This window comes from Candidatus Pelagibacter bacterium nBUS_28, from assembly GCF_051200915.1.
GTDB lineage: Bacteria > Pseudomonadota > Alphaproteobacteria > Pelagibacterales > Pelagibacteraceae > Pelagibacter.
Map to the genome: position 1 here is coordinate 746,334 of NZ_CP172844.1, position 21,209 is coordinate 767,542.

The following is a 21,209-nucleotide window of genomic DNA, read 5'->3' on the forward strand; positions in this document are numbered from 1 at the left end:
CAACTAGATGTTGTATGCGTTTTATGTTGATATACTATATAAACAATTAATCAACAGAACATTTATAGAACGCGACAAAAAAAATATCAATAAAAAAATTTAAAAAATAGTAAGTAATTAACAAATGTCTGAAAAAATAAAAATAGATCCTTATGGCTTTAGAGAATATGACGCTCGTTGGTTGTATGAAAAAGATATTAGCAGAGAGGGAATCACGAATCTTGGTAAAGGTTTAGGTACACAAATAAAAATTCATACCCAAAAAGAGAATCCAAGAATAATTGTTGGACACGATTATAGATCTTATAGTGAAGAAATAAAAAGTGCTCTTAAAAAAGGTTTAATCTCAACAGGATGTCATATTGAAGATGTGGGCTTATCATTGTCACCAATGGTTTATTTTGCACAATTTAATTTAGATGCGGATGCAGTTGCGATGGTTACAGCGAGTCATAATGAAAATGGTTGGACTGGTGTAAAAATGGGTATCAAAAAAGGCTTAACTCATGCTCCTGAAGAAATGAAAGAATTAAAAGAGATTACATTAAATGAAAACTTCTCAAGTGGTGAAGGTAATGAAAAACAAATTAAAAATTTTCAACAAATTTACAAAGATGATTTAATAAGCGGTAACAAGATTAATAAAAAATTAAAAGCAGTTGTTGCATGTGGGAATGGTACTGCTGGGGTATTTGCTCCTGATATATTAAGAGGTATTGGTTGTGAAGTTATTGAACTTGATTGCAATCTAGATTGGACTTTTCCCAAATATAATCCTAATCCAGAAGATTTAGAAATGCTTCATGAAATTGCTAAAGCCGTCAAAGACAATAATGCAGATATAGGTTTTGGTTTTGATGGTGATGGAGATAGAGTTGGTGTTATTGACAACAAAGGAAATGAAATATTTTCTGATAAAATTGGTTTATTAATTGCAAGAAATTTATCTACAAAACATAAAAATTCAAAATTTGTCGTAGATGTAAAATCAACAGGATTATACTCAAAGGATGATGTTCTATTAAAAAATAATTGTGAAACTATTTATTGGAAAACTGGTCATTCTCACATTAAAAGAAAAGTAAACACAGAAAAAGCACTAGCAGGATTTGAAAAGAGTGGTCATTTCTTTTTTAATCAACCTTTAGGCTATGGTTATGATGATGGAATTAATTCAGCAATTCATGTGTGCCATTTATTAGATAATCAAAACAAAATGATGAGTGAAATCATTAACGAATTACCTAATACATATCAAACCCCCACTATGGCTCCTTTCTGTAAAGATGAAGAAAAATACCAAGTAGTTGAAGAATTAGTTAAACAAGTTAAAGAAATAAAAAATAACAAAACTAAAATTGATGATCAAATAATAACAGAAGTATTAACAGTAAATGGGGTAAGATTTTCTTTTAATGATGGTTCTTGGGGGCTGATTAGAGCATCTTCAAACAAACCATCACTTGTGATTGTAACGGAAAGCCCAACATCAGATATTAGGAAGAAAAAAATCTTTGAATTTATTGATGACTTACTCCAAAAAACTGGAAAAGTAGGTGAATATGATCAAAAAATATAGCCTAATTTTAATTCTATTCTTAATAATACCCTTTAAAAGTCATACTTTTAGCGAACAAAATAGGCAGCAGATGTATATTGGTTGTTACCAGAACTCTAAACAGTATCTGGGTGCAGACAAAGCCAAAGCCTATTGCAAATGCACAGTTAATAAATTAAGTGAAAGGTTTTCAGATGATGAATTGGATAATGTATTTAATCAAAAACCAGAACAAATAATTAAAGATACTCAATTTGCATCGAAATTCTGTGAAAAGATCATAGAATAAAAGTTATACAATTCTTTAAAGATTCAATCAAAACGTGCTTAGTAAAAGAGAAAGAATCATATAAATTTATATATGAGGTGATGGAGGGAGACTGAAGTCACCTCTTTTTATTTAAAAACAATTTTTATTTTATTTGTAACTTCTTTTAATTCTTTAGCAGAATAAGCCTTACCTTTCACAACCCATACTGATAAAGGCCAAGAGCTGTCATTTTTATATCTTGCTACAATATGTATGTGTAATTGGGGTACTTTATTCCCTATTTTTTCCACATTAAGTTTTGATGTTTTAAATAATTTCTTCATAAGTTTACTTACAAAAACAATTTCCTTCATAAGTAATATCTGATCTTTAGAATTAAGTTCACTTATGTCAGTAATATTTTTTTTTTTGGGTATTAATATCAACCATGGAAATTTGGAATTGTCATGAAGTCTTATAGAGCATAATTTTAGTTCAGTTATATGATGAGAGGATTTTAAGAATTTCTTATTAATTCGATACATAAGATTATTTAATTAAATTTTTAATCTTTAATCTTTGAATTTTTCCTGAAGATCCTTTTGGAAGTTCATCAAAAAAAAATATATTTTCTGGTGATTTAAATTTACCTAAAATTTTTGAACAATGATTAATCAAATCTATTTCAGTTAATGAGTTTTTATTTTTCAACACAACACCTGCTTTTACAGTTTCACCATAATGACTACATTCATCACCAAATGCTGCTGCTTCGAGTACATCGGGATGTTGATACAAAACATCATCAATTTCTCTTGGTGAAATATTTTCACCTCCTTTAATAATAAGTTCTTTAATTCTACCTTTTACAAAAACAAAATCTTCAGAGTCCATTAAACCTAAATCACCTGTTAAAAGCCAATCATTGTAAAAACTTTTTTTTGTTTCGTTGGGATTTTTATAATATTCTTTCATCACATTTTTACCTCTTACACAAATTTGACCGATTGTATTTCTTTCAACTTCATTAAATTCATTATCAAAAATTTTAACTTCGTTTCCATAAGGTATACCAGGTGAGCCGTATTTAATAGGATTGGGAGAAGGCGGATTAGACAAAATAGGAGCACACGTTTCTGTCAGACCCATTGTTTCAATCATCTTTATCTTAAATTTTTCTTCAAAATTCTTATGTGTTTCTGGGGCTAATGCTGCCGATGCACTTCTACCAAATCTTACAAGTGATGTATCCAATGATTTAAATTCAGCTTCTGAATATTTATTTAATAATGAAGAAACTATAGTTGGTACTATGCTAAACCAAGTACATTTAAATTCTTCAATGTGTTTCCAAAAATTTGTAGCAGAAAACTTTTCAGATAAAACTAATGAGCTTTGACTTACTAATGGCCCCATTACTGTAACTATTAAGCCATTAATGTGATATAATGGAAGAACGCATAATGCCTTGTCGGTAGTAATTAATTCATGTGAAATTAAAACGTTTTTACCTCCATTTAAAACATTGTCATGAGTGAGCATTACACCTTTGGGTTTTCCAGTTGTACCCGATGTATACATTAACAAAGCATTGTTAGATTTATTAAGATTATCTAATTCTATTTTTTCATCATTTAATTCATCTATGAAATTGTCTTTATCAATTTCTATAAGCTCAACTTCACTTCTAGACTTTTTGATTATTCTTTGTGCTAAACTTAAATTTGATTTAGTTGAAAGTAATAGCTTAGATTCAGAATGCTCAATGATGTAAGCTAGCTGTTCCTCTCCTGCCACTAAATTGAGAGGAACTTGTATCATTCCAGAATACATAATTCCTAACATGAGTTGAATTCCACTTAGTGAATTTTCTGTCAGTGTACAAATAAGTGAATTTTTCTTCTGTTTTTTTTCAACAGATAGATAATAATTTATCTTATCTAAATTTATTTTAAGGTTTTTATTTGTTATTTTTTTTTGAGTATTTGGGCAAGTAATAAAATCTAAATTTGGATTATTTTCTGAATTAAAGTTTATAAAATCTCTTACTGTGCCTAATTCCATTCAACTATTCTAAATTTTTTAATTCTTTGGGGTCATTTTTTTCACAGTAATCTTTAAAATACTCTTTAAGTTCAGCTTCCTTTCCCGGGATTAAATTAGATATTTTAGTTATATTTAAAAAATGTTTGTAATTTAAATTATTATCAATTGTATTTTTTTGCCAAGTTCCACAACCCATTGATAGAGAAAAAGGTAGGCCATTAGTAAAACTTCCGCCTGTAGCAAATGTATGTGCTTGATTAACAATCACTCTGCACACAGATAAATCTAATCCTAATTCAATTACTCTTTCATCTTTTTTGGTATGTACACCAACAGAATGGCCTATGCCCTGATAATTTAGAATTTTTTTGGCTAATTCCTTAGCTTCATTAAAGTTTTTGACTCTATATATGGTCAACACTGGTGATAATTTTTCACCTGAAAAAGGGTAATCTAACCCAACTCCATCTTCTTCAACCATTAATATTTGAACATTTTTATCTACTTTAAGATTTAACTCATTTGCAATAAATTTTGCTGATTTTGCAATTATTTTTCTATTTAGTTTTCCATCAATCCATAAATTTTTCTGTAAAACCTCTTTTTGATTTTTATTGAGTAAAACTGCATTTTCTTTAGATAATAAGTTGATTGCTTTTTCATAGATATCTTCAATTAAAATCAAATTATTTTCTGATGAACAGCTTGTGGCATTGTCGAATGTTTTTGACATTTTTATCTTTTTAAAAGCGTCTACTAAATCAGCTGTTTCATCAACAATTGATGTTACATTTCCCTGTCCAACACCAATTGCTTTAGTGCCAGATTTTGCAGCTTCCCTAACATTATTTAATGAGCCGGTTACAATAACTAAATCAACATTTTTCATTAGTTCATTAGTTAACTCTTTTGTGACATCACAATCAAAAGTTTGAATTAAATTTTCAGGAGCACTAATTTTTTTTAACTCATTATTAATTAATATTAATAAATCCCTAAAAACCTTAGATCCTGCTGGTGATGGAGAAACTATAATCGAATTTCTTCCTTTTAAGGCATTAATGATATTGTTTATTGGAGTTGCTGCTGGATTGGTTGACGGTGTAACAGCTGCAACAATTCCAACTGGTTTAGCTATTTCAATAATTCCTTTTTTCTTGTTTTCATTAATCACTCCTACAGTTTTGATATTTTTTAGGTCTCTTAACAGTCCAAGTGTTTTTCTTTTATTCTTTAAAATTTTATCTTCTGGATTTCCAAGGCCAGTTTCACTCACAGCTAAATTAGATATTTTTTGGTTATTCGATGGCTTACATAATGCCCAAGCAACTGCAGTAACAACTTCGTCAACTTGATTTTGATTATAATTTTCAAAAATAGATTGAGCTTTTTTTGCTTTAAGAACTAATGATTGAACTATTTCTGAAGAAGACTTGTTATTCATAATTTTTTACTAAGTTTTAGAAGTTTCGCCTTAAAATATTAAGGCGAAACTTTATTGATATAGTAATAATTAGTATTAAGGTTTTAGTCCAGCAAGAAGTTTTGTTAAGCTTACTTTTCTAGCTTTCCACATTTCTTGTACTTCAGCTCTGTTCATAATTCTAACAGGTGAACCACCTTTTTTCATTTGTTTCAAAGTTTTTTTATCATTAAACATTAAAGGAACTTTAGCTGCTAAATATTCAATAATTTCTGGTGAAGTTCCTTTAGGAGCCATGATGCCTCTAAAGTTTACACTAGAATTATCAACATCAAGACCTTCTTCTTTTAATGTTGGAACATTTGGTAAAAATGTTTTTTCTCTTTGAAGATCGGCAATTGCTAAAATTTTAATATCATTCTGACTTCTGAAAGCATCTGAAAGATTATTAAAACCAGCCATTACTTGACCGCCTTTAACAGCTGCTAATGCAGGAACACCTCCTGTATGAGGAACATAAGTCAACTTTGCTCCACTAGCTTTTTGAAATTGTAAAAAAGCTATATGATGACCAACAAATTTTCCAGCACCTGAAAAAGTAACTTTACCTGGATTCGTTTTTGCAAATTTAACCATATCACCAACTGAATTGAATTGACTGTCTTTACTGACAATCAAAACTGCTGGATCTGCTCCCCAGTTCGCTATAGGTTCCAAGTTATCTATGTTGTATTTTGTATCATCAAATACTATTGATTGAGATACAAAATGTGGGATGTTGTAAGCAGCTAAATCATATCCATCTTTTCTAGCTTTAGATGCAAACCAATTCCATCCTACTTTTCCACCAGCCCCAGGTTTATTAACAATAACTATTGGCTGTCCTAAATAATCTTTCTTAGGATGAGCCGCCATCATTGTTACTAGTCTTGCTTGAAAATCAGTAGCACCACCTGGGTTATAAGCTACCATTACACTTATCGGTCTATCAGGATAATCAGCTGCTTTAGCAATTGATCCAAATGAAAGAAGCGATAAGATTATTGTGATATATAAAAAAAATTTTTTTATATTCATATCTACCTCCTCTGTTAATAGAAATTAGATCACAATAAAATCGGTCTGACCATTATTTTTTTTAGTTATATTTTTTAATTATATTTAAGATATGTAAAATTACTTGTCTTAAAGGTATCTTATTTAAAATACTACTTATGATTGTATTTTTAATTAAATATTTCTAAAAAAGAAAAAATCTAGGTACTTGAACTTTAAGCATAATAGAAAAAAGGAAATAAATAAATAACATGAATATAGTTGTTATAATTATGGTTTGAATTATTTTTTTAATATTTTTATTTTCTGAATAGTAGTAACTATTTATAAAAAACAATAATATAGCTAAAAGATAAAACCCAATAGTTTCGCCGATAAAAATAAATATAATTAGAGAAAATAAATAAACTGATAGTTTTTTAATATCAATCTCTGCAACTGATAAAGTTTTATTTAAAAAATAAAAAATTAATGAAAAAGAAGATAAGATTATCATTACAGATGTTATTAATTTTGGAAATAAATATGCTTCAGATGTATTTTCTGAACCGCCAGTGAACGAGGCAAATGCTAATAAAATTGAGATAAATAATATACAAATCAAAGATATTAAATTATTTATCTTAAGCATTTTTTCTCTTCATTTCTGAAACAATTCCATAAACTATAGAAATTATACATAATGTTATTATTGTTAAATTTAAATATCCTGATGTTAAATATCTAAAAATACCCTCTTGTGTATCTGCAATTATTTTTGCTTGACTAAAATTAGTTTCAGCAATTGGTCCTAATATTAAACCTAAAACTATCGGTGCAGCTGTAAAACCAAATTTTGATAAAAAAAACATTGAAACACCTAAAAACAACATAACAATCACATCCGCAAAGTTATGTTGGACGCTATAGGTTCCAAAGATAGCAAGTATCGTTATAGCTGCAGCCATATAATTTGTTGGAGTTTTAATTACATATTTTGCTAAACCGCTAATATATAATCCAAAAATCAACATCATAAATTGTGCAACTAATAATGAATTAATAAAAGTCCATGTTGTTTCAGCATAAATTGTAAAAAGATTTGGTCCTGGAAACATTCCATGTATTAATAAGCCTCCCAACAAAACAGCTGCTGTTGGACTTCCTGGAACCCCGAGTGTAAGTAAAGGAACTAAAGATGGGCCAACCATAGCATTGTTTGCAGACTCAGCAGCAATAATTCCATCAGGTTCTCCTTTTCCAAAATTTTCCTTATTTTTACTTAATTTTTTAATTTGATCGTAAGATACAAGTCCTGCTATCTGTCCTCCTGCACCAGGGATTAAACCAATTATAACTCCAGATACGCTTCCAACTACTAATGCTTTAATTCTTGAAAGATTGTAAATAATAGACTGAACTATACTTTTTTTTTCCATTTGAAATTGATCAGAATCTAATTGTTTTTTTTCAATCATTGATAAGACTTGAGGGATAGCAAACAAACCAACCAAAGCAGCAATAATATTTATGCCTCCTGAAAAAATTGGATTAAAAACAAATCTTTCAACACCTAACACAGAGTCATACCCTATAGTTGCCAACCATAAACCGATGGCTCCAGAAAAAAGTCCTTTAATTATTGAATTAGAATCTAATGTTGCAATTACAGTAACACCAAAAATTGCTATCCAAAACATATGTGATGGACCAAACTTAAGAGCAAAATTTGCTAATATAGGAGTAAAAAAAATTAAAATAATAATTCCTATTACGCCACCAATGAATGAACTGATAAAACAATAATGTAGAGCTTCTTTTGATTTACCACTTTTTGCCATTGGATAGCCATCCATAACTGTTGCGATGTTTGCAGGAGCTCCAGGTATCTTTAATAATATTGCACTAATTGCTCCACCAGCAACAGTAGCTGTATAAACCGCACCAAGCATAATTAAACCTTGGTCAGGACTCATTTTAAAAGTGAATGGAATTAATAAAGCAACTGCCATTGTAGGACTCAATCCAGGAGCAGCTCCCATTAAAAGTCCACCAATAGTTCCTAAAACTAAAATTAATAAATTTTCAAATATGAAAACGTTAGAAAAATATCCTATAAACTCCATAATGTTAAAATTAAAGTCTAACTAAATTTTAATCAAAAAGTCTATAAAAGAATTAAAGTTTAAATCGTAAAATATTCGTATAAAAATTTACAAGCTACCACAAACAATAAAAGTCCAAAATATTTACTTATTTTTTGTTTATCGATTTTATGAACTGTCCGAGCACCAATTCTAGCCATAAAAGTTGTAATAGGAATGAAGATTAAAAAAGTAGGTATATTTAGAAAACCAACACTAAGAGGTAAATTGGTCTTTAAATAGGTGCCACTTATGACAAAACCAATAGCACCAAATAATGCAATAAAAAAACCGATTGCTCAAGCTGTCCCAATAGCTCTATTAATTGAATAGCCAAAAAATTTAAATATTGGTACATTCATAACTGCTCCTCCAATACCCATGGGCGCAGAAATAAATCCAGAAATTAAGCCAAAAATAATTTTATATTTCTGCTTAATCGAAATTGCTATTATGGTTTTTTTTTCTTTCAAAAATAATAAATACAAACTTAACAAAAAAAGTACTAATGAAAAAAATAAAACCATATTTTTAGTATCTAAATAAACTGCAAAAATTGTACCCAATGAAACACCTATCACTGTAAATATACCGTAAGTTTTAACCAAATTTGTATCAACAGCTCCAAGTTTATAATGAGTCATTACAGAAACAAAAGAAGTTGGAATAATAATACCAAAAGAAGTTCCAACAGCGAGGTGCATAATATAATTTGTATCAATATTTAAGCTTTCAAAAACATAAAATAAGAATGGTACCATTACCAATCCTCCACCAATACCAAATAAACCTGCAACAAAGCCAACAGGCACCGCTGTTAGTGCCATTAATAAAATAAAATAACTATATTCGTTTGCTAGAATTGAATTAAGCAGATTGCCCTACACTTGTATCGATATTATTGTATTTAATCTTATCCATGATGTGATCAATTTTTTTGACATCTGCATCTCTCACGCACATATTTTCACTTAAATATCTTTTCCAATAACTAGCTCCTGTTTGTCCATGAAATAAACCTATAGTATGTCTCATTATTTGATTTAATCTTGTACCTTTTTTGATTTCATCTTTTACATACGGAATTAATTGTTCGATTATATCTTGTCTGCTCAAGACTTCTTTGGTTCCAAAAATTTCTTTTTCAATATCTGCCAACATATAAGGCGTATGGTAAGCTGCTCTTCCAATCATCACACCATCTGTTTTTTTAAGAAGAGGATTAATTTGATCTACAGATATTACTCCACCATTTATAATTATCTCTTCATTTGGGAAATCTTCTTTTAATTTATAAACGTACTCGTATTTTAAAGGGGGAATGTTTAAATTTTGTTTAGGGGTAAACTTACCTAACATTGCTTTCCTAGCGTGAATAATAAATGTTTTAACTCCTGTTGATTTTAGAGTTGTGATAAAATTATGAAGATTTTCATAATCTTCAACATTATCATATCCAATTCTAGTTTTGATAGTTACTGGTAAGTTTGTTGAAGCCTGCATTTTGCTTAAACAATCCGCAACTAAATTAGGTTCTTTCATCAAGCAAGCACCAAATTTACCTTTTTCAACTTTTTTACTTGGGCAACCTAAATTTAAATTAATTTCATCATACCCAAAATCTTCACCTATTTTCGAAGCTTCGGATAAAAGTTTTGGAGAAGATCCACCCAATTGAAGTGCAACAGGTTTTTCATTAATGTTAAATTGAAGTAATCGTTTTTTATCACCTCTGTTAATTGCTTCATCAACAACCATCTCTGTATAGAGAAGTGTATTTTTTGAAATCAGTCTTAAAAAGTAACGCTCATGACGATCTGTGCAATCCATCATAGGAGCGACTGATACTTTCCTATTCATGATTTGACTTTATATGATTTTATTATGAGTTTGAAGCGTCTGAATCTTCTGTAATTGCTTCAGCTTCTTGATTTTCTTGTTCTGAAACTTCGTCTAATGAAACTTCACCTTGTTCATTCATTGTTTCTTCATCTATTGAAACATCTACATCTGGTTTAGCTGTCTCTGATAATTCAGCTAAATCCTCTTGTGAAACTTGAATTTTTTCTGGATTTTTTCTCGCTCTTTTCGATGGTAGAATTGGCGTTCCACTTTTTGAAATTTCACCTTTATACATATTTTCAAAATCATCACCTATTTCTTCATCATCTTCAGCGCCATCATCGACCTGCTCAACATGTTTTCTAAGTTTGTAAATAGCACTGTCTGTTAGATCTGAAACTTGAATTTTTTCTTCAGCGATTTCTCTTAAAGAAATAACTGTATTTTTATCGTTATCTCTATCTAAAGTTGGTTCAATACCTGAATTTAATTGAGTAGCTCTCTCTTTAGCAATAAGGACTAATTCGTATGGGCTATCTACTTTATCTATACAATCTTCTACAGTTACTCTTGCCATGGGCGATTATTTATACCCGAGATCTTAAAAATGCAAGGGTTTTCTAAATTATTACCGGATTTAGCTTTTTTCTTATAAAGAAAAGTAGGATCAAAGAAATGAATGTATAAGTGCCTGATACAACAGCTATATCACCCACCGTAAAACCTGTATCTATCAAATACCCAAATAAAGCAGTTCCAAAAGCAGTTGCAAACACCATCAATGCAGTAGTTAAAGCTTTAATAGATCCTAGATATTTAACTCCATATAACTCAGCCCAAGTAGAAGATCCTAATATATTTGCAAATCCATTAGATATCCCTACTAAACCTAAAAATACAAAAGCTGTAACAGATGTATCGAAAGAGAATAAAACAATTACAGATAATAAAAGTGGAATATTCATATAAATTAATAATTTTCTACTTGAATATTTATCAATTAAAAAACCTGATAAAAATAAAGTAAGTACTGAAAAAATTGAATAAGACATAAATGATTGAGCAATTACATATGGACCCCATCCTTTTGAAGTTTGAACAAAAGATTGAAAAACAGCAAAACCAGTAAATATCCACGGCATTGCTAACATGTTCGAGCTTATAATATAAAATCTATAATCCTTTATTACTTCCCTTCTCTTCCATTGTTTAATTTCAACTTCTTTTTTATTTTCATCATTAGCCTCTCTCGAGTCTAAATTTAAATTTTTAATTAATAAAAAAGATACAATTGGCAAAAATATTAAAACTATAATGGAAAAAATAATCCAAAGATTTTGCCAATCTATGATTGTTAATAAATATACCATTAGAACGGGCATTACAAATTCTGCAGATGAAAGACCAAACCAACTTATACTTAAAGCTCTACCTCTTGTTCTGGTAAAGTATCTTGAAATAGTTGTTGAAGCTGTATGAGACATCATTCCTTGTCCTGAAAATCTCATTAAAAAAATTCCAATAAATAATAAAAAAATTGATGTTATTCTTGAAAAGAAGAAACAAGCAAATGACAAAAGAATAGTTACAAAAAAAGCAAATTTAAAAATATTTACATCATCTATCTTTTTCCCAACCCAAATTAATAGAAGACTACTGCATAAGGTTGCTGATGCAAAAATTGAACCAAATTGTCCATGGGTAATAGATAGTGCTTCTCTAATACTAGAATTAAATAGGCCTAGAAAATAACTCTGTCCAAAGCTAGAAAAAAATGTAAAAATAAACCCAAATAGAATTACTTTAAACTTCAAACTATTAAACATAGGAAATAAAAATTATGTCTTGTAATGTTGCTTTCATAGGTCTTGGTGTCATGGGTTATCCAATGGCTGGTTATATATCAAAAGCTGGTCACAATGTAACTGTTTATAATAGAACAGCTGCTAAAGCTGATAAATGGATTGCAGAATATAAAGGCTCAAAAGCAGATACACCTGCAAAAGCTGCTGATGGTGCTGACTTTATTTTTACCTGTGTTGGTAATGACAATGATTTAAGAGAAGTTTCTCTTGGAGAAAATGGTTTATTTAAAGCTGCTAAAGCAGGTTCAGTTTATGTTGATAACTCTACAGTATCTGCAGAAATTTCTAGAGAATTATATGCTGCAGCTAAAGATAAAGGATTTGATTTTTTAGATGCGCCTATTTCAGGTGGTCAAGCTGGAGCTGAAGGTGGAATACTAACTGTAATGGTTGGCGGTGATGAAAATGTATTTAAAAAAGCTGAAACAGTAATTGATTGCTACAGTAGAAAAGTAAAATTAATTGGTAAATCAGGAAGCGGACAATTGACTAAGATGATGAACCAAATGTGTATAGCAGGAGCTGTACAAGGTTTATCAGAAGCTATTAATTTTGGAATTAATGCTGGCTTAGATATGGATATTGTTATGGAAACTATATCTAAAGGTGCTGCACAATCTTGGCAAATGGAAAATAGATATCGAACTATGACCGATGATAAGTTTGATTATGGTTTTGCAGTGGACTGGATGAGAAAAGATTTGGCAATTGTTATTGAGGAAGCTAAAAAAAATGGTTCCCCAGTTCCAATTACAGAACTTATTGATGGCTACTACGCAAAAGTACAAGAGATGGGTGGTAATCGTTGGGATAGTTCAAGTTTGATTGCTCTATTAAAGAAGAAAAAATAATCTGTGACCGATACTGTTCCTTACTACGAGGATTTTGCTGAGATCAAAAAGAAAATTTGGTCAATGTTAACAAATGCAGTCAAAGATAGAAGCTCACCTTTTAGAATACCTGTATTTATTTGTGGAGATCAATCTGATTTTGATGGACGAATAGTTGTTCTTAGAAAGGCTGATGAAGCTAATAATCTTATTCAATACCATAGTGATATTAGATCAGATAAAATTAGAAAATTAAAAGCTAATAAAAATGCTGCAATTTTATTCTATGATAAAGAGGAAAAAATTCAGGTAAGATTTAAAGTAGAATGTACTGTTAATCATGACAACGAAATAACAAAAGATTCTTGGTCTAAAACACAACATATATCTAGAAAATGTTATTTAGTTGATAATGGGCCTGGAACAGAAAGTGATATTCCAACTTCTGGATTAAAACCGGAGCGTGATAATTTTGATTACACAAAAGAACAAAGTGAAGAAGGTTATAAAAACTTTACTGTCATTCAGTGTAAAATTAAATCTATTGAGTGGCTTTATCTAGCAGCTAAAGGTCATCGAAGAGCACGATTTGAATTTGCTGATAATCTTGGTTCTGAAAATACTGTTAACAGGGATTATTGGTTGGTTCCTTAGTTTTTTTTATGGAAAATTTAGTTAAAAAATTAGAAGAACAGATTACATTTCTTCAACAAGAAATATCTCAAATAAGTAGTGAGGTATATTCTCAACAAAAAGAAATTGAAAATTTAAAGGGTGAAATTAAAAATTTAAATAAAAAAATTGAAGAGCTTAATGGTGAGATAACTTCAGATATTTTTAAAGAAGATAAAAAACCACCTCATTATTAAATTTATACGCCTTTTACAATTATATTGCTCCCCTCAGAATTTTGTAATCGTATATCTTTAACAGGTTTATATTCATCTGAATGATACCATTCTAAAGCTCTTTCATAAGATGGAAATTTAATGATTACCAATCTTGGAAAATTATCTTCTCCCTCAACAACTTGATACTCACCATTTCTAACAAGGTATTCACCGTCATATTTTTTAACAACCTCTGATACTTTAGCTACGTACTCTTTATAATTCTCTGGATTAGTTACTTTTAATTGGGCAATGACATAACCTGCTGACATTTTATTCTCCTTTTAAAAAATTGATTTTGAATATTTTTTCCAATTGTCTTGATAATGTTTAGTGTTTTCAAGTACCGCCTTTTTCTCTTCTTCCGTCACTTCTCTTATAACTTTACCTGGTGAACCAACCACCAACGAGTTATCTGGTATTTCTTTGTTTTCAGTAATTAGAGCTTTAGCACCAATAATACAATTTTTACCAATTTTAGCTTTGTTAAGAATAACTGCTCCTATACCAATCAAACTATTGTCCCCAATTGTGCATCCATGAAGCATAACAAGATGACCAACTGTAACATTTTTTCCAACTTTTAAAGGACAACCTGGATCAGTATGCAAAACACTACCGTCTTGTATGTTTGTTCCCTCGCCTATATGAATATTTTCAATATCTCCACGTAAAACTGCATTAAACCAAATACTAGAGTTCTTTTCTAAAGTAACATCTCCTATAATGGTTGCGTTAGGTGCTACCCAATTTTCGCCAGAGTTTTTTGGTTTTTTATCTTTTAAATCATAAAACATAATTTATACATTCTTATAGTATGCCAGTTCAAACTCCAATATGTGATTTTGGTAAAAAAGCTTTACCCTTTGAATTAAAATCTACTGAAAATAAAATTATTACTTTAGATGATATTAAGGGTGAAAAAGGAACCTTGATAATGTTTATCTGTAACCATTGTCCGTATGTAAAAGCTATTACAAAAGAATTAGTTGAAGACTGTAATGAATTAAAGAAAATTGGAATTAATTCAGTTGCCATATGTTCTAATGATGCTGTTAATTATCCAGAAGACTCATTTGAGAATATGATTAAATTTTCAAATGATAATCAGTTTAGTTTTCCATATCTTCAAGATGAAACACAGGAAATTGCTAAAGCATATGATGCAGTATGTACTCCAGATTTTTTTGGCTATAATAAAAATTTAGAACTTCAATATAGAGGTAGATTAAGAGAACTTAAAAATTTTATACCAGTAAAAAATGCTGAAAGTGATTTATTAAAGTCTATGAAACAAATTGCTGAAACTGGTAACGGACCACAAGATCAGATTCCAAGTGCTGGGTGTGGCATCAAATGGAAGTATGATTAATGTATTTAATTGTAACTAGATCTTTTCCTCCAGAAGTTGGTGGGATGCAAAGTTTGATGTGGGGACTTGCAAGAGAACTTTCAAAAAGTTTTATGATTAAAGTTTTTGCTGATTATATTAAAAACCACAAAATCTTTGATGAACAAGCATCATTTTCTATTGAAAGAGTTGGAGGACCTAAACTACTTAGAAAATATAGAAAAGCTTATCTAATTGATGAATTTGTAAAAGATAGCAAAGTAAATGGAATTATTGCAGATCATTGGAAAAGTTTAGAGCATTTAAAAACTAATAAAAATAAATATTGCTTAATTCACGGTAAAGAAATTAACCATGCTAAAGGATCAGGAATCAATAAACGTTTATTAAATGTTTTAAATAATGTTGAAAAAATAATTTCTAATTCAGAGTATACTAAAAATTTAGCTATTGATATTGGAGTTAAAAAGGAAAAAATTATTGTTATCAACCCAGGCATAGATCCTATAAAAAAACTTGACCAAAAATCATTGGATAAAGTCGAAAGCTTACTTGCAGTAAAATCACCAAGATTAATTACTGTTTCTAGATTTGATAAACGAAAAAATCACGAAAAGGTTGTTATGGCCTTAAGAAATCTAAAGCAGATCTATCCAGATATTATTTATATTTGTATTGGTTATGGTGATGAAGAAGAAAATGTTAAAAAATTAGTTAAAGAATTAGATTTAGAAGCTCAGGTAATTTTTTTTAAAGATATAAGTGATGATTTAAAAAATGCTTTAATTGCTAAATCAAATATTTTTGTGATGCCATCTGTTGTTCACAAATCTTCAGTAGAAGGTTTTGGGATAGCTTATACTGAAGCTGCTCAATACAATATCCCTTCAATTGGTGGTAAAGATGGTGGAGCATCAGATGCAATTGATCATGAAAAAACAGGTTTAATTTGTGATGGTAATAATTTGGATGAAATTTATTCATCAATCAATTCTATGCTAGAAAACAAAAAATATTTAGAGTACGGAAAAAATGCGAAAGACTTCGTTGCTAAGTTCTATTGGCCAAATATTGTTGAAGAATATAAAAAAATTCTAAATTAATCTATGCATCTTTTTAAATCCAAAGAGTCTATTGGAATAATTTTTGGAATCTTTGCTTATTTATCTTTTTCTATTTTAGATGTTATTCAAAAAACCTTGGTTTTTCATCATTCTATTTTTCAGCTACTTTTGGTTAAATATTTTTTTGTCTTATGTTTGAGTTTAATTGAGTCTAAAAGAAAAAATAATTATTTATTTTATAAATCTAAAAATATTAAATTACAGATCTTTAGAAGCTTATTATCATTAATAGAGTCTGGATGTTTTGTATTATCTTTTAAATATTTATCATTAGCTAATGCTCATAGTATTGGATCACTGGCACCAGTAATAGTGGTGGCACTATCAGCAATAATCTTAAAAGAAAAAGTGTCTCCTAAAACTTGGGTAGCAATTTTTATCGGTTTTGTTGGAGTTTTAATTATTCTAAGACCAACTTCATCAATCTTTGATCCAAAAGCATTATTGCCATTGATTGCTGCTTTTATATTGGGACTTTATCAAATCGTTACTAAAAAAGTTTCTAAACATGATAAAAATGAGACTTCTTTATTTTATACATCAATCATTGGATTAATAATTATGTCATTGTTGGCTTCTAAGTTTTGGTCTCCAGTAGATATATCCTCGTATGCAATGTTTTTAGGTATAGGGATATTTTTTTCATTAGGGCTTTATCTTCAAATAATTGCTTTAAGTAAAGCAAGAGCAAGCATTATTCAGCCATTTCATTATACCTTGATTTTTTGGGCAATAATTTTTGGTTATGTATTTTATAATGATGTGCCCGATATGTTTACTATTTTTGGAGCGATAATTATTACTTGTTCGGGCATTTTTGTTTTAAATCAATCAGCAAAAAATTGATTAAAGATGTTTTTAACTAAGATTGTTTATACTTCAGTTATACTTATAGTAATTAATTAATGTCCAATAACAAATTAGCTATTTTTTTAATAATCACTTCTGTTTTTTTTGGAACTGTAATGCTTTCTTTTTTAAAGATAGCTCAAGAAGATGTTAATGTTTATGTGGCTGGTTTTTTTAGATTTTTTTTAGGGTTAGTAATAATTTTACCATACGTAATTAAAAATAAAGATGTTGTACTTAAAACAACTCACCTTAAACAACATTTCTTAAGAGCAATACTTGGTTTACCTGCAATGCTTGTATATTTTTCAGCTTTAGTACTGCTTCCTATTGAAAAACTTACCGCGATATCTTTTGTAGTTCCTTTAATGGTAACAATACTTGCAGTATTTTTTTTAGGAGAGAAAATTTATATTTATAGAACTTTAGCTCTTATACTTGGTTTTAGTGGAATGTTGATAATTATTCGACCTGGTTTTGTAGATATATCTATTGGAGTTTATATGGTTTTATTTTCTGCATTACTTTGGTCAATTAATATAATTATAACTAAAAAAATTTCTAAAGATGATAGTGCAATTACTATTCTAGCTTATCAATCTATTTTTATGAGCCTACTTAGCTTCTTAATTGTTTTATTTTTTTGGGAAATGCCCAGCTTAAAAACATTTATCTACTTAATCTTGGCGGCTATGTGTGGGACAGTTTTACATTTAACGCTTAACCATGCATTTAAATTAGTTGATGTGAGTATGACACAACCCTACTCTTTTTTAAATTTAGTTTTTGCGTCTATTATTGGTTATTTTGTATTTGATGAAATACCAGATCTTTATACTTGGATTGGTGCTCTTATAATATTTACCGGTGTCTTTATAATTTCTTACAGAGAAATGAAGCTAGATAAAGATATAATAAGAAAAAGAGTTGATATTAAATCTTAATTTTTTTTTGTAATTGTTTTGTAAATGTGCCACAGCACTATCAATATTGTTGTAGCTAATATACAAGCTGTAAGAGTTCTATCCCACAAAAAAGTCCAAGAACCATCACTTAATAATAAAGATCTTCTTAAATTTTCCTCCATCAATCCTCCTAGTACAAAAGCTAGAATAAGTGGGGGCATTGGAAAATCATATAAGCGCATAAAGGTTGCAACAACAGCAATTCCAATCATTACATAAATATCAAAATTATTAAATGACATTACGTAAATTCCAGTAATTGAAAAAAATAAAATAAGTGGAATTAAATAATTTTTAGGTATTGCTAAAATTCTAGCGATGTAAGGAATTAAAGGTAAATTCAGAATAAGTAATATTACCATTCCAATATACATCGACATTATAACAGACCAAAAAATTTCTGGATTAGTTACATAAAGTCTTGGACCAGGTTGAATACCAAATCCTAATAGAGCTCCTAACATTACAGCAGTAGTACCACTTCCTGGTATTCCTAAAGTTAGTAATGGAACAAAAGCTCCTGAACATGCTGCATTATTTGCTGTTTCAGGTGCAGCTAATCCATGAACACTCCCTTTACCAAATTTTTCTTTCTCTTCATCGCTTACTAAATTTCTTTCCATTCCATATGCTAAGAAAGATGCAATAGTTGCTCCCGCCCCAGGTAATACTCCGATTAAAAAGCCAATAATTGAATTTCGAGGAATGGTTTTTAACATTTTAGTTCTTTCTTCTTTGTTAATCTTAATTGAACCAAGTTCTGTTAAAGATACTTGTTTTGCAGCTGCGGTTGGATCGTTACGTTTTAAAATAATAGTGAGTGCTTCACTCATTGCAAAAGTTGCCATAACAACAAGAACAAAACTTATTCCATCTGTTAAGTTCATATTATTAAAAGTAAATCTTGTAATGTCAGATAAACTATCTTGACCAACAGATGCTAACATTAAACCAAGCACTACCATCATCATCGCTTTAATAAATTGTCCTTTGGATGAAAATGCAGCAATAGCGGTTAAGCCTAAAATCATTAAGGCAAAGTAATCAGGTGATCTAAAAGATAAACTTACTTTTGATAAACTAGGTGCCATAAATAATAAGTAAATTGCAGCAAGTGTTCCGCCTGCAAAAGAACTCCAGGCAGCAATTGCCAAAGCTTTTCCAGCTTTACCTTGTTGTGCCATTGGATAACCATCAAACGAAGTTGCTACCGTTCCAGGAACTCCTGGAGCATTTAATAATATTGAAGAAGTAGATCCTCCAAATACAGCTCCATAATAAACACCAGCCATTAAAATTAAGCCAGTTGCTGGATCAAAACCGTAAGTAATAGGTATCATTAAAGCTATCGCAGTCATTGGTCCAAGACCAGGAAGCATTCCAATGATTGTTCCAAAGAAGCAACCAATCATTACCATAAATATATTTTGAAATGTTAGAGCTGTTTTTAATCCAATTAAAATTCCTTCTATCATCCCATCACTCCTAACATTTGAAGAAATGGATCTCTTAAGTAAATGTCAAGCACACCGTGTAAAAGATACATAAATGCTGCAACAAATGGAAAAGAAAGTATAAACATTAACACCCATCTTCTCTCACCTAAAAAATAATAAGATGCCATTAGAAATAAAGAGGTAGTTAAAAAATACCCAACTTTTAGAATTAAAGCCCCATAAATTATTGCAATTAATACTAAGATAGCAGTTTTTTTGTACTCTAAAGTTTTATGCTCAACTTTAATTGTGTTTGGATCAGGTAAAATTACTTTAAGGCCTGAAAAAAATAATCCTGCATAACCTAAATAAATTGGAAATGTTCTGGCATTAAACGGTGCATTTTCATCAAATGCAAAAACTTGAATTTGGTAAGCTGTATATAAATAAAATGCAGAAAAAATAAAAAAGAGCAGTGATATAATTTTTGTAGTATTTATATTCACTGCTCTAATTTTAAATAATCCTAAGGATTATATAACTCCTAATTTCTTCATAAGAGCTGTCATTTCTTCTGTTTGTTTTTCTAAGAAAGAAACAAACTTGTCACCCGGATTATAAATATTAACCCAAGCATTTCTTGCTCTAACAGTTTCCCATTCAGAAGTTTTTTGTACATCGCCTAGCATTGTAGCAATTGCATTTTTATCTGCACTGCTCATACCTGGAGGACCAAAAAACCCTCTCCAGTTAACGAATTGTACGTCATAACCTTGTTCTTTAAGAGTTGGCGCATCTGGAGCATCAGAAACTCTTGAAGGAGCAGTAATACCAATAATTCTTACTTGGTCTCTCGCACCCATCAATTCACCTAAACCTGTAGAAATAATTTGAGTCTCTCCAGATAAAAGTCCAGCTAACGCTTTTCCACCAGCATCATAAGGAATATAAGCTACATCATTTGGATTAGCACCAGCAGCTTGGAAAGCTAAAGCGCCAATTAAATGGTCCATACTTCCTCTTACTGATCCACCAGCCATTTTGACAGAGCTTGGATTCTTTTTGTATGCATCAACTACATCTTTAAAGTTTTTGTAAGGTGAGTTTTTTGCAACAGCGATTGCACCATAGTCGCCTATTACACCAGCGATCGGCACAACATCTTTATAAGATAAAGTACCACTTCCACTCACGTAACCTTTGTGTCTAGTGATTGATCTTAAAACTAATGGTGTAGATTGAACTAAAACTGTATTTGCAGGTTTAGTATTAATCATGAAAGCTAATGCTTTACCACCACCACCACCTGACATATTTTCAAATGATGCACTTTTTAACATACCAGCTTTTGTTAAAGCTTCTCCAGTACCTCTAGCAGTTCCATCCCAACCACCTCCAGCACCACCACCGATTACGAAATGAATTTTATCAATCGCAATTGAACTAGTTGTAGTTGCTGAGAATAATAGGATTACTGAAAATAATACTGAAAATATTTTTTTTAAGTTTTTCATTATTTTTCCCTCTATTTGTTTTTTTGTTACTTAATTAATATTTTAAAGAAATGTCTAATAATAATAATACTATTGTACTATCTGACA

At 29.9% G+C, this 21,209-nt stretch carries 23 protein-coding genes and 1 pseudogene; 9 read left to right on the forward strand and 15 right to left on the reverse strand.

Translation table 11 applies throughout. The features are described from left to right. Positions 1-124 precede the first annotated feature (124 nt). Positions 125-1,579, forward strand: coding sequence for a phosphomannomutase/phosphoglucomutase (locus ACIJYC_RS04015; protein ID WP_435164622.1), 1,455 nt, complete (start codon positions 125-127; stop codon positions 1,577-1,579). Beyond that, positions 1,563-1,847 carry a hypothetical protein gene (locus ACIJYC_RS04020; RefSeq protein WP_435164624.1) on the forward strand — a complete coding sequence of 95 codons (285 nt, stop codon included), beginning with the start codon at positions 1,563-1,565 and terminating at the stop codon, positions 1,845-1,847. The genes ACIJYC_RS04015 and ACIJYC_RS04020 overlap by 17 nt, the downstream gene beginning before the upstream one ends. A 107-nt stretch (positions 1,848-1,954) precedes the next feature. Here the strand turns inward: ACIJYC_RS04020 and ACIJYC_RS04025 are convergent, their stop codons facing one another. The 10 genes and pseudogenes from ACIJYC_RS04025 to ACIJYC_RS04070 form a co-directional block, all read right to left on the reverse strand. Next, positions 1,955-2,353, reverse strand: a complete 399-nt coding sequence (locus tag ACIJYC_RS04025) for an HIT family protein (RefSeq protein WP_435164627.1) — start codon at positions 2,351-2,353, stop codon at positions 1,955-1,957. A gap of 4 nt (positions 2,354-2,357) precedes the next feature. Then, complete coding sequence (locus ACIJYC_RS04030; protein ID WP_435164630.1) at positions 2,358-3,872, reverse strand: AMP-binding protein; 1,515 nt, start codon at positions 3,870-3,872, stop codon at positions 2,358-2,360. A gap of 4 nt (positions 3,873-3,876) precedes the next feature. Beyond that, positions 3,877-5,298 (reverse strand): acylating sulfoacetaldehyde dehydrogenase, encoded by a 1,422-nt coding sequence (gene sauS, locus ACIJYC_RS04035; protein WP_435164633.1) that lies wholly within the window; start codon positions 5,296-5,298, stop codon positions 3,877-3,879. Positions 5,299-5,373: 75 nt separating this feature from the next. Beyond that, a complete protein-coding gene (locus ACIJYC_RS04040; protein WP_435164636.1) occupies positions 5,374-6,354 on the reverse strand; it encodes a Bug family tripartite tricarboxylate transporter substrate binding protein in 981 nt (326 codons plus the stop codon). A 163-nt stretch (positions 6,355-6,517) separates the two neighbouring features. Beyond that, positions 6,518-6,964: a tripartite tricarboxylate transporter TctB family protein gene (locus tag ACIJYC_RS04045; RefSeq protein WP_435117533.1), complete on the reverse strand. Its 447-nt coding sequence runs from the start codon at positions 6,962-6,964 to the stop codon at positions 6,518-6,520. Continuing rightward, a complete protein-coding gene (locus tag ACIJYC_RS04050) occupies positions 6,957-8,438 on the reverse strand; it encodes a tripartite tricarboxylate transporter permease (protein WP_435088884.1) in 1,482 nt (493 codons plus the stop codon). The genes ACIJYC_RS04045 and ACIJYC_RS04050 overlap by 8 nt, the downstream gene beginning before the upstream one ends. 59 nt (positions 8,439-8,497) lie before the next feature. Further along, positions 8,498-9,283 (reverse strand): annotated as a pseudogene (locus ACIJYC_RS04055) (sulfite exporter TauE/SafE family protein). Between the two features lie 40 nt (positions 9,284-9,323). Then, positions 9,324-10,316, reverse strand: coding sequence for a tRNA dihydrouridine(20/20a) synthase DusA (gene dusA, locus ACIJYC_RS04060; protein WP_435164639.1), 993 nt, complete (start codon positions 10,314-10,316; stop codon positions 9,324-9,326). Positions 10,317-10,338: 22 nt separating this feature from the next. Next, the gene (rpoZ, locus tag ACIJYC_RS04065; protein ID WP_435164642.1) at positions 10,339-10,875 is read right to left on the reverse strand and encodes a DNA-directed RNA polymerase subunit omega; all 537 of its coding nucleotides are present in this window, start codon (positions 10,873-10,875) and stop codon (positions 10,339-10,341) included. Between the two features lie 43 nt (positions 10,876-10,918). After that, positions 10,919-12,124 (reverse strand): MFS transporter, encoded by a 1,206-nt coding sequence (locus tag ACIJYC_RS04070; RefSeq protein WP_435164644.1) that lies wholly within the window; start codon positions 12,122-12,124, stop codon positions 10,919-10,921. 14 nt (positions 12,125-12,138) lie between these two features. Here ACIJYC_RS04070 and ACIJYC_RS04075 point away from each other — a divergent pair, with 14 nt between their 5' ends. The 3 genes from ACIJYC_RS04075 to ACIJYC_RS04085 are packed head-to-tail and all read left to right on the forward strand — an operon-like array spanning position 12,139 to position 13,862. Further along, positions 12,139-13,014 carry an NAD(P)-dependent oxidoreductase gene (locus tag ACIJYC_RS04075; RefSeq protein ID WP_435164647.1) on the forward strand — a complete coding sequence of 292 codons (876 nt, stop codon included), beginning with the start codon at positions 12,139-12,141 and terminating at the stop codon, positions 13,012-13,014. Between the two features lie 3 nt (positions 13,015-13,017). Next, on the forward strand, positions 13,018-13,647 hold the full coding sequence (locus ACIJYC_RS04080; RefSeq protein ID WP_435164650.1) for a flavin-binding protein: 630 nt from the start codon (positions 13,018-13,020) through the stop codon (positions 13,645-13,647). An 8-nt stretch (positions 13,648-13,655) separates the two neighbouring features. Beyond that, entirely contained in the window at positions 13,656-13,862 is a 207-nt protein-coding gene (locus ACIJYC_RS04085; RefSeq protein WP_435164653.1) for a SlyX family protein, read from the forward strand. Positions 13,863-13,864: 2 nt separating this feature from the next. Here the strand turns inward: ACIJYC_RS04085 and ACIJYC_RS04090 are convergent, their stop codons facing one another. Further along, on the reverse strand, positions 13,865-14,155 hold the full coding sequence (locus ACIJYC_RS04090; RefSeq protein ID WP_435088876.1) for a DUF1330 domain-containing protein: 291 nt from the start codon (positions 14,153-14,155) through the stop codon (positions 13,865-13,867). Between the two features lie 12 nt (positions 14,156-14,167). Then, positions 14,168-14,680, reverse strand: a complete 513-nt coding sequence (locus ACIJYC_RS04095; RefSeq protein ID WP_435164656.1) for a gamma carbonic anhydrase family protein — start codon at positions 14,678-14,680, stop codon at positions 14,168-14,170. A gap of 20 nt (positions 14,681-14,700) precedes the next feature. On the opposite strand from ACIJYC_RS04095, the gene ACIJYC_RS04100 reads away from it, so the two are divergent. Genes ACIJYC_RS04100 through ACIJYC_RS04115 form a run of 4 tightly spaced genes read left to right on the forward strand, consistent with a single transcriptional unit; the run spans position 14,701 to position 18,151 of the window. Then, entirely contained in the window at positions 14,701-15,255 is a 555-nt protein-coding gene (locus ACIJYC_RS04100) for a thioredoxin family protein (protein ID WP_435164659.1), read from the forward strand. Further along, on the forward strand, positions 15,255-16,337 hold the full coding sequence (locus tag ACIJYC_RS04105) for a glycosyltransferase family 4 protein (protein WP_435164662.1): 1,083 nt from the start codon (positions 15,255-15,257) through the stop codon (positions 16,335-16,337). Before ACIJYC_RS04100 ends, ACIJYC_RS04105 begins: the two co-directional genes overlap by 1 nt. 3 nt (positions 16,338-16,340) lie before the next feature. After that, a complete protein-coding gene (locus ACIJYC_RS04110; protein ID WP_435164665.1) occupies positions 16,341-17,204 on the forward strand; it encodes a DMT family transporter in 864 nt (287 codons plus the stop codon). Positions 17,205-17,263: 59 nt separating this feature from the next. After that, positions 17,264-18,151 (forward strand): DMT family transporter, encoded by an 888-nt coding sequence (locus ACIJYC_RS04115; RefSeq protein ID WP_435164668.1) that lies wholly within the window; start codon positions 17,264-17,266, stop codon positions 18,149-18,151. On the opposite strand, the gene ACIJYC_RS04120 is transcribed toward ACIJYC_RS04115, so the two are convergent. From ACIJYC_RS04120 to ACIJYC_RS04130, 3 genes are read right to left on the reverse strand one after another with little or no spacing between them, the layout of a single operon-like run. After that, complete coding sequence (locus tag ACIJYC_RS04120; protein ID WP_435164670.1) at positions 18,148-19,647, reverse strand: tripartite tricarboxylate transporter permease; 1,500 nt, start codon at positions 19,645-19,647, stop codon at positions 18,148-18,150. The genes ACIJYC_RS04115 and ACIJYC_RS04120 overlap by 4 nt on opposite strands. Then, a complete protein-coding gene (locus ACIJYC_RS04125) occupies positions 19,644-20,114 on the reverse strand; it encodes a tripartite tricarboxylate transporter TctB family protein (protein WP_435164672.1) in 471 nt (156 codons plus the stop codon). The genes ACIJYC_RS04120 and ACIJYC_RS04125 overlap by 4 nt, the downstream gene beginning before the upstream one ends. Positions 20,115-20,141: 27 nt before the next feature. After that, entirely contained in the window at positions 20,142-21,122 is a 981-nt protein-coding gene (locus ACIJYC_RS04130) for a tripartite tricarboxylate transporter substrate binding protein (protein ID WP_435164675.1), read from the reverse strand. Positions 21,123-21,209 lie beyond the last annotated feature (87 nt).

What these genes read in the sequence shown, in the direction of transcription:
- sauS (WP_435164633.1), bottom strand. Translation starts at nt 5,298, where the DNA reads ATGAATAACAAGTCTTCTTCAGAAATAGTTCAATCATTAGTTCTTAAA.
- ACIJYC_RS04120 (WP_435164670.1), bottom strand. Translation starts at nt 19,647, where the DNA reads ATGATAGAAGGAATTTTAATTGGATTAAAAACAGCTCTAACATTTCAA.
- ACIJYC_RS04115 (WP_435164668.1), top strand. Translation starts at nt 17,264, where the DNA reads ATGTCCAATAACAAATTAGCTATTTTTTTAATAATCACTTCTGTTTTT.
- ACIJYC_RS04100 (WP_435164659.1), top strand. Translation starts at nt 14,701, where the DNA reads ATGCCAGTTCAAACTCCAATATGTGATTTTGGTAAAAAAGCTTTACCC.
- ACIJYC_RS04085 (WP_435164653.1), top strand. Translation starts at nt 13,656, where the DNA reads ATGGAAAATTTAGTTAAAAAATTAGAAGAACAGATTACATTTCTTCAA.
- ACIJYC_RS04025 (WP_435164627.1), bottom strand. Translation starts at nt 2,353, where the DNA reads ATGTATCGAATTAATAAGAAATTCTTAAAATCCTCTCATCATATAACT.
- ACIJYC_RS04050 (WP_435088884.1), bottom strand. Translation starts at nt 8,438, where the DNA reads ATGGAGTTTATAGGATATTTTTCTAACGTTTTCATATTTGAAAATTTA.
- ACIJYC_RS04110 (WP_435164665.1), top strand. Translation starts at nt 16,341, where the DNA reads ATGCATCTTTTTAAATCCAAAGAGTCTATTGGAATAATTTTTGGAATC.
- ACIJYC_RS04105 (WP_435164662.1), top strand. Translation starts at nt 15,255, where the DNA reads ATGTATTTAATTGTAACTAGATCTTTTCCTCCAGAAGTTGGTGGGATG.
- ACIJYC_RS04095 (WP_435164656.1), bottom strand. Translation starts at nt 14,680, where the DNA reads ATGTTTTATGATTTAAAAGATAAAAAACCAAAAAACTCTGGCGAAAAT.
- ACIJYC_RS04130 (WP_435164675.1), bottom strand. Translation starts at nt 21,122, where the DNA reads ATGAAAAACTTAAAAAAAATATTTTCAGTATTATTTTCAGTAATCCTA.
- ACIJYC_RS04090 (WP_435088876.1), bottom strand. Translation starts at nt 14,155, where the DNA reads ATGTCAGCAGGTTATGTCATTGCCCAATTAAAAGTAACTAATCCAGAG.
- ACIJYC_RS04070 (WP_435164644.1), bottom strand. Translation starts at nt 12,124, where the DNA reads ATGTTTAATAGTTTGAAGTTTAAAGTAATTCTATTTGGGTTTATTTTT.
- ACIJYC_RS04040 (WP_435164636.1), bottom strand. Translation starts at nt 6,354, where the DNA reads ATGAATATAAAAAAATTTTTTTTATATATCACAATAATCTTATCGCTT.
- ACIJYC_RS04020 (WP_435164624.1), top strand. Translation starts at nt 1,563, where the DNA reads ATGATCAAAAAATATAGCCTAATTTTAATTCTATTCTTAATAATACCC.
- ACIJYC_RS04075 (WP_435164647.1), top strand. Translation starts at nt 12,139, where the DNA reads ATGTCTTGTAATGTTGCTTTCATAGGTCTTGGTGTCATGGGTTATCCA.
- ACIJYC_RS04045 (WP_435117533.1), bottom strand. Translation starts at nt 6,964, where the DNA reads ATGCTTAAGATAAATAATTTAATATCTTTGATTTGTATATTATTTATC.
- ACIJYC_RS04015 (WP_435164622.1), top strand. Translation starts at nt 125, where the DNA reads ATGTCTGAAAAAATAAAAATAGATCCTTATGGCTTTAGAGAATATGAC.
- ACIJYC_RS04030 (WP_435164630.1), bottom strand. Translation starts at nt 3,872, where the DNA reads ATGGAATTAGGCACAGTAAGAGATTTTATAAACTTTAATTCAGAAAAT.
- dusA (WP_435164639.1), bottom strand. Translation starts at nt 10,316, where the DNA reads ATGAATAGGAAAGTATCAGTCGCTCCTATGATGGATTGCACAGATCGT.
- rpoZ (WP_435164642.1), bottom strand. Translation starts at nt 10,875, where the DNA reads ATGGCAAGAGTAACTGTAGAAGATTGTATAGATAAAGTAGATAGCCCA.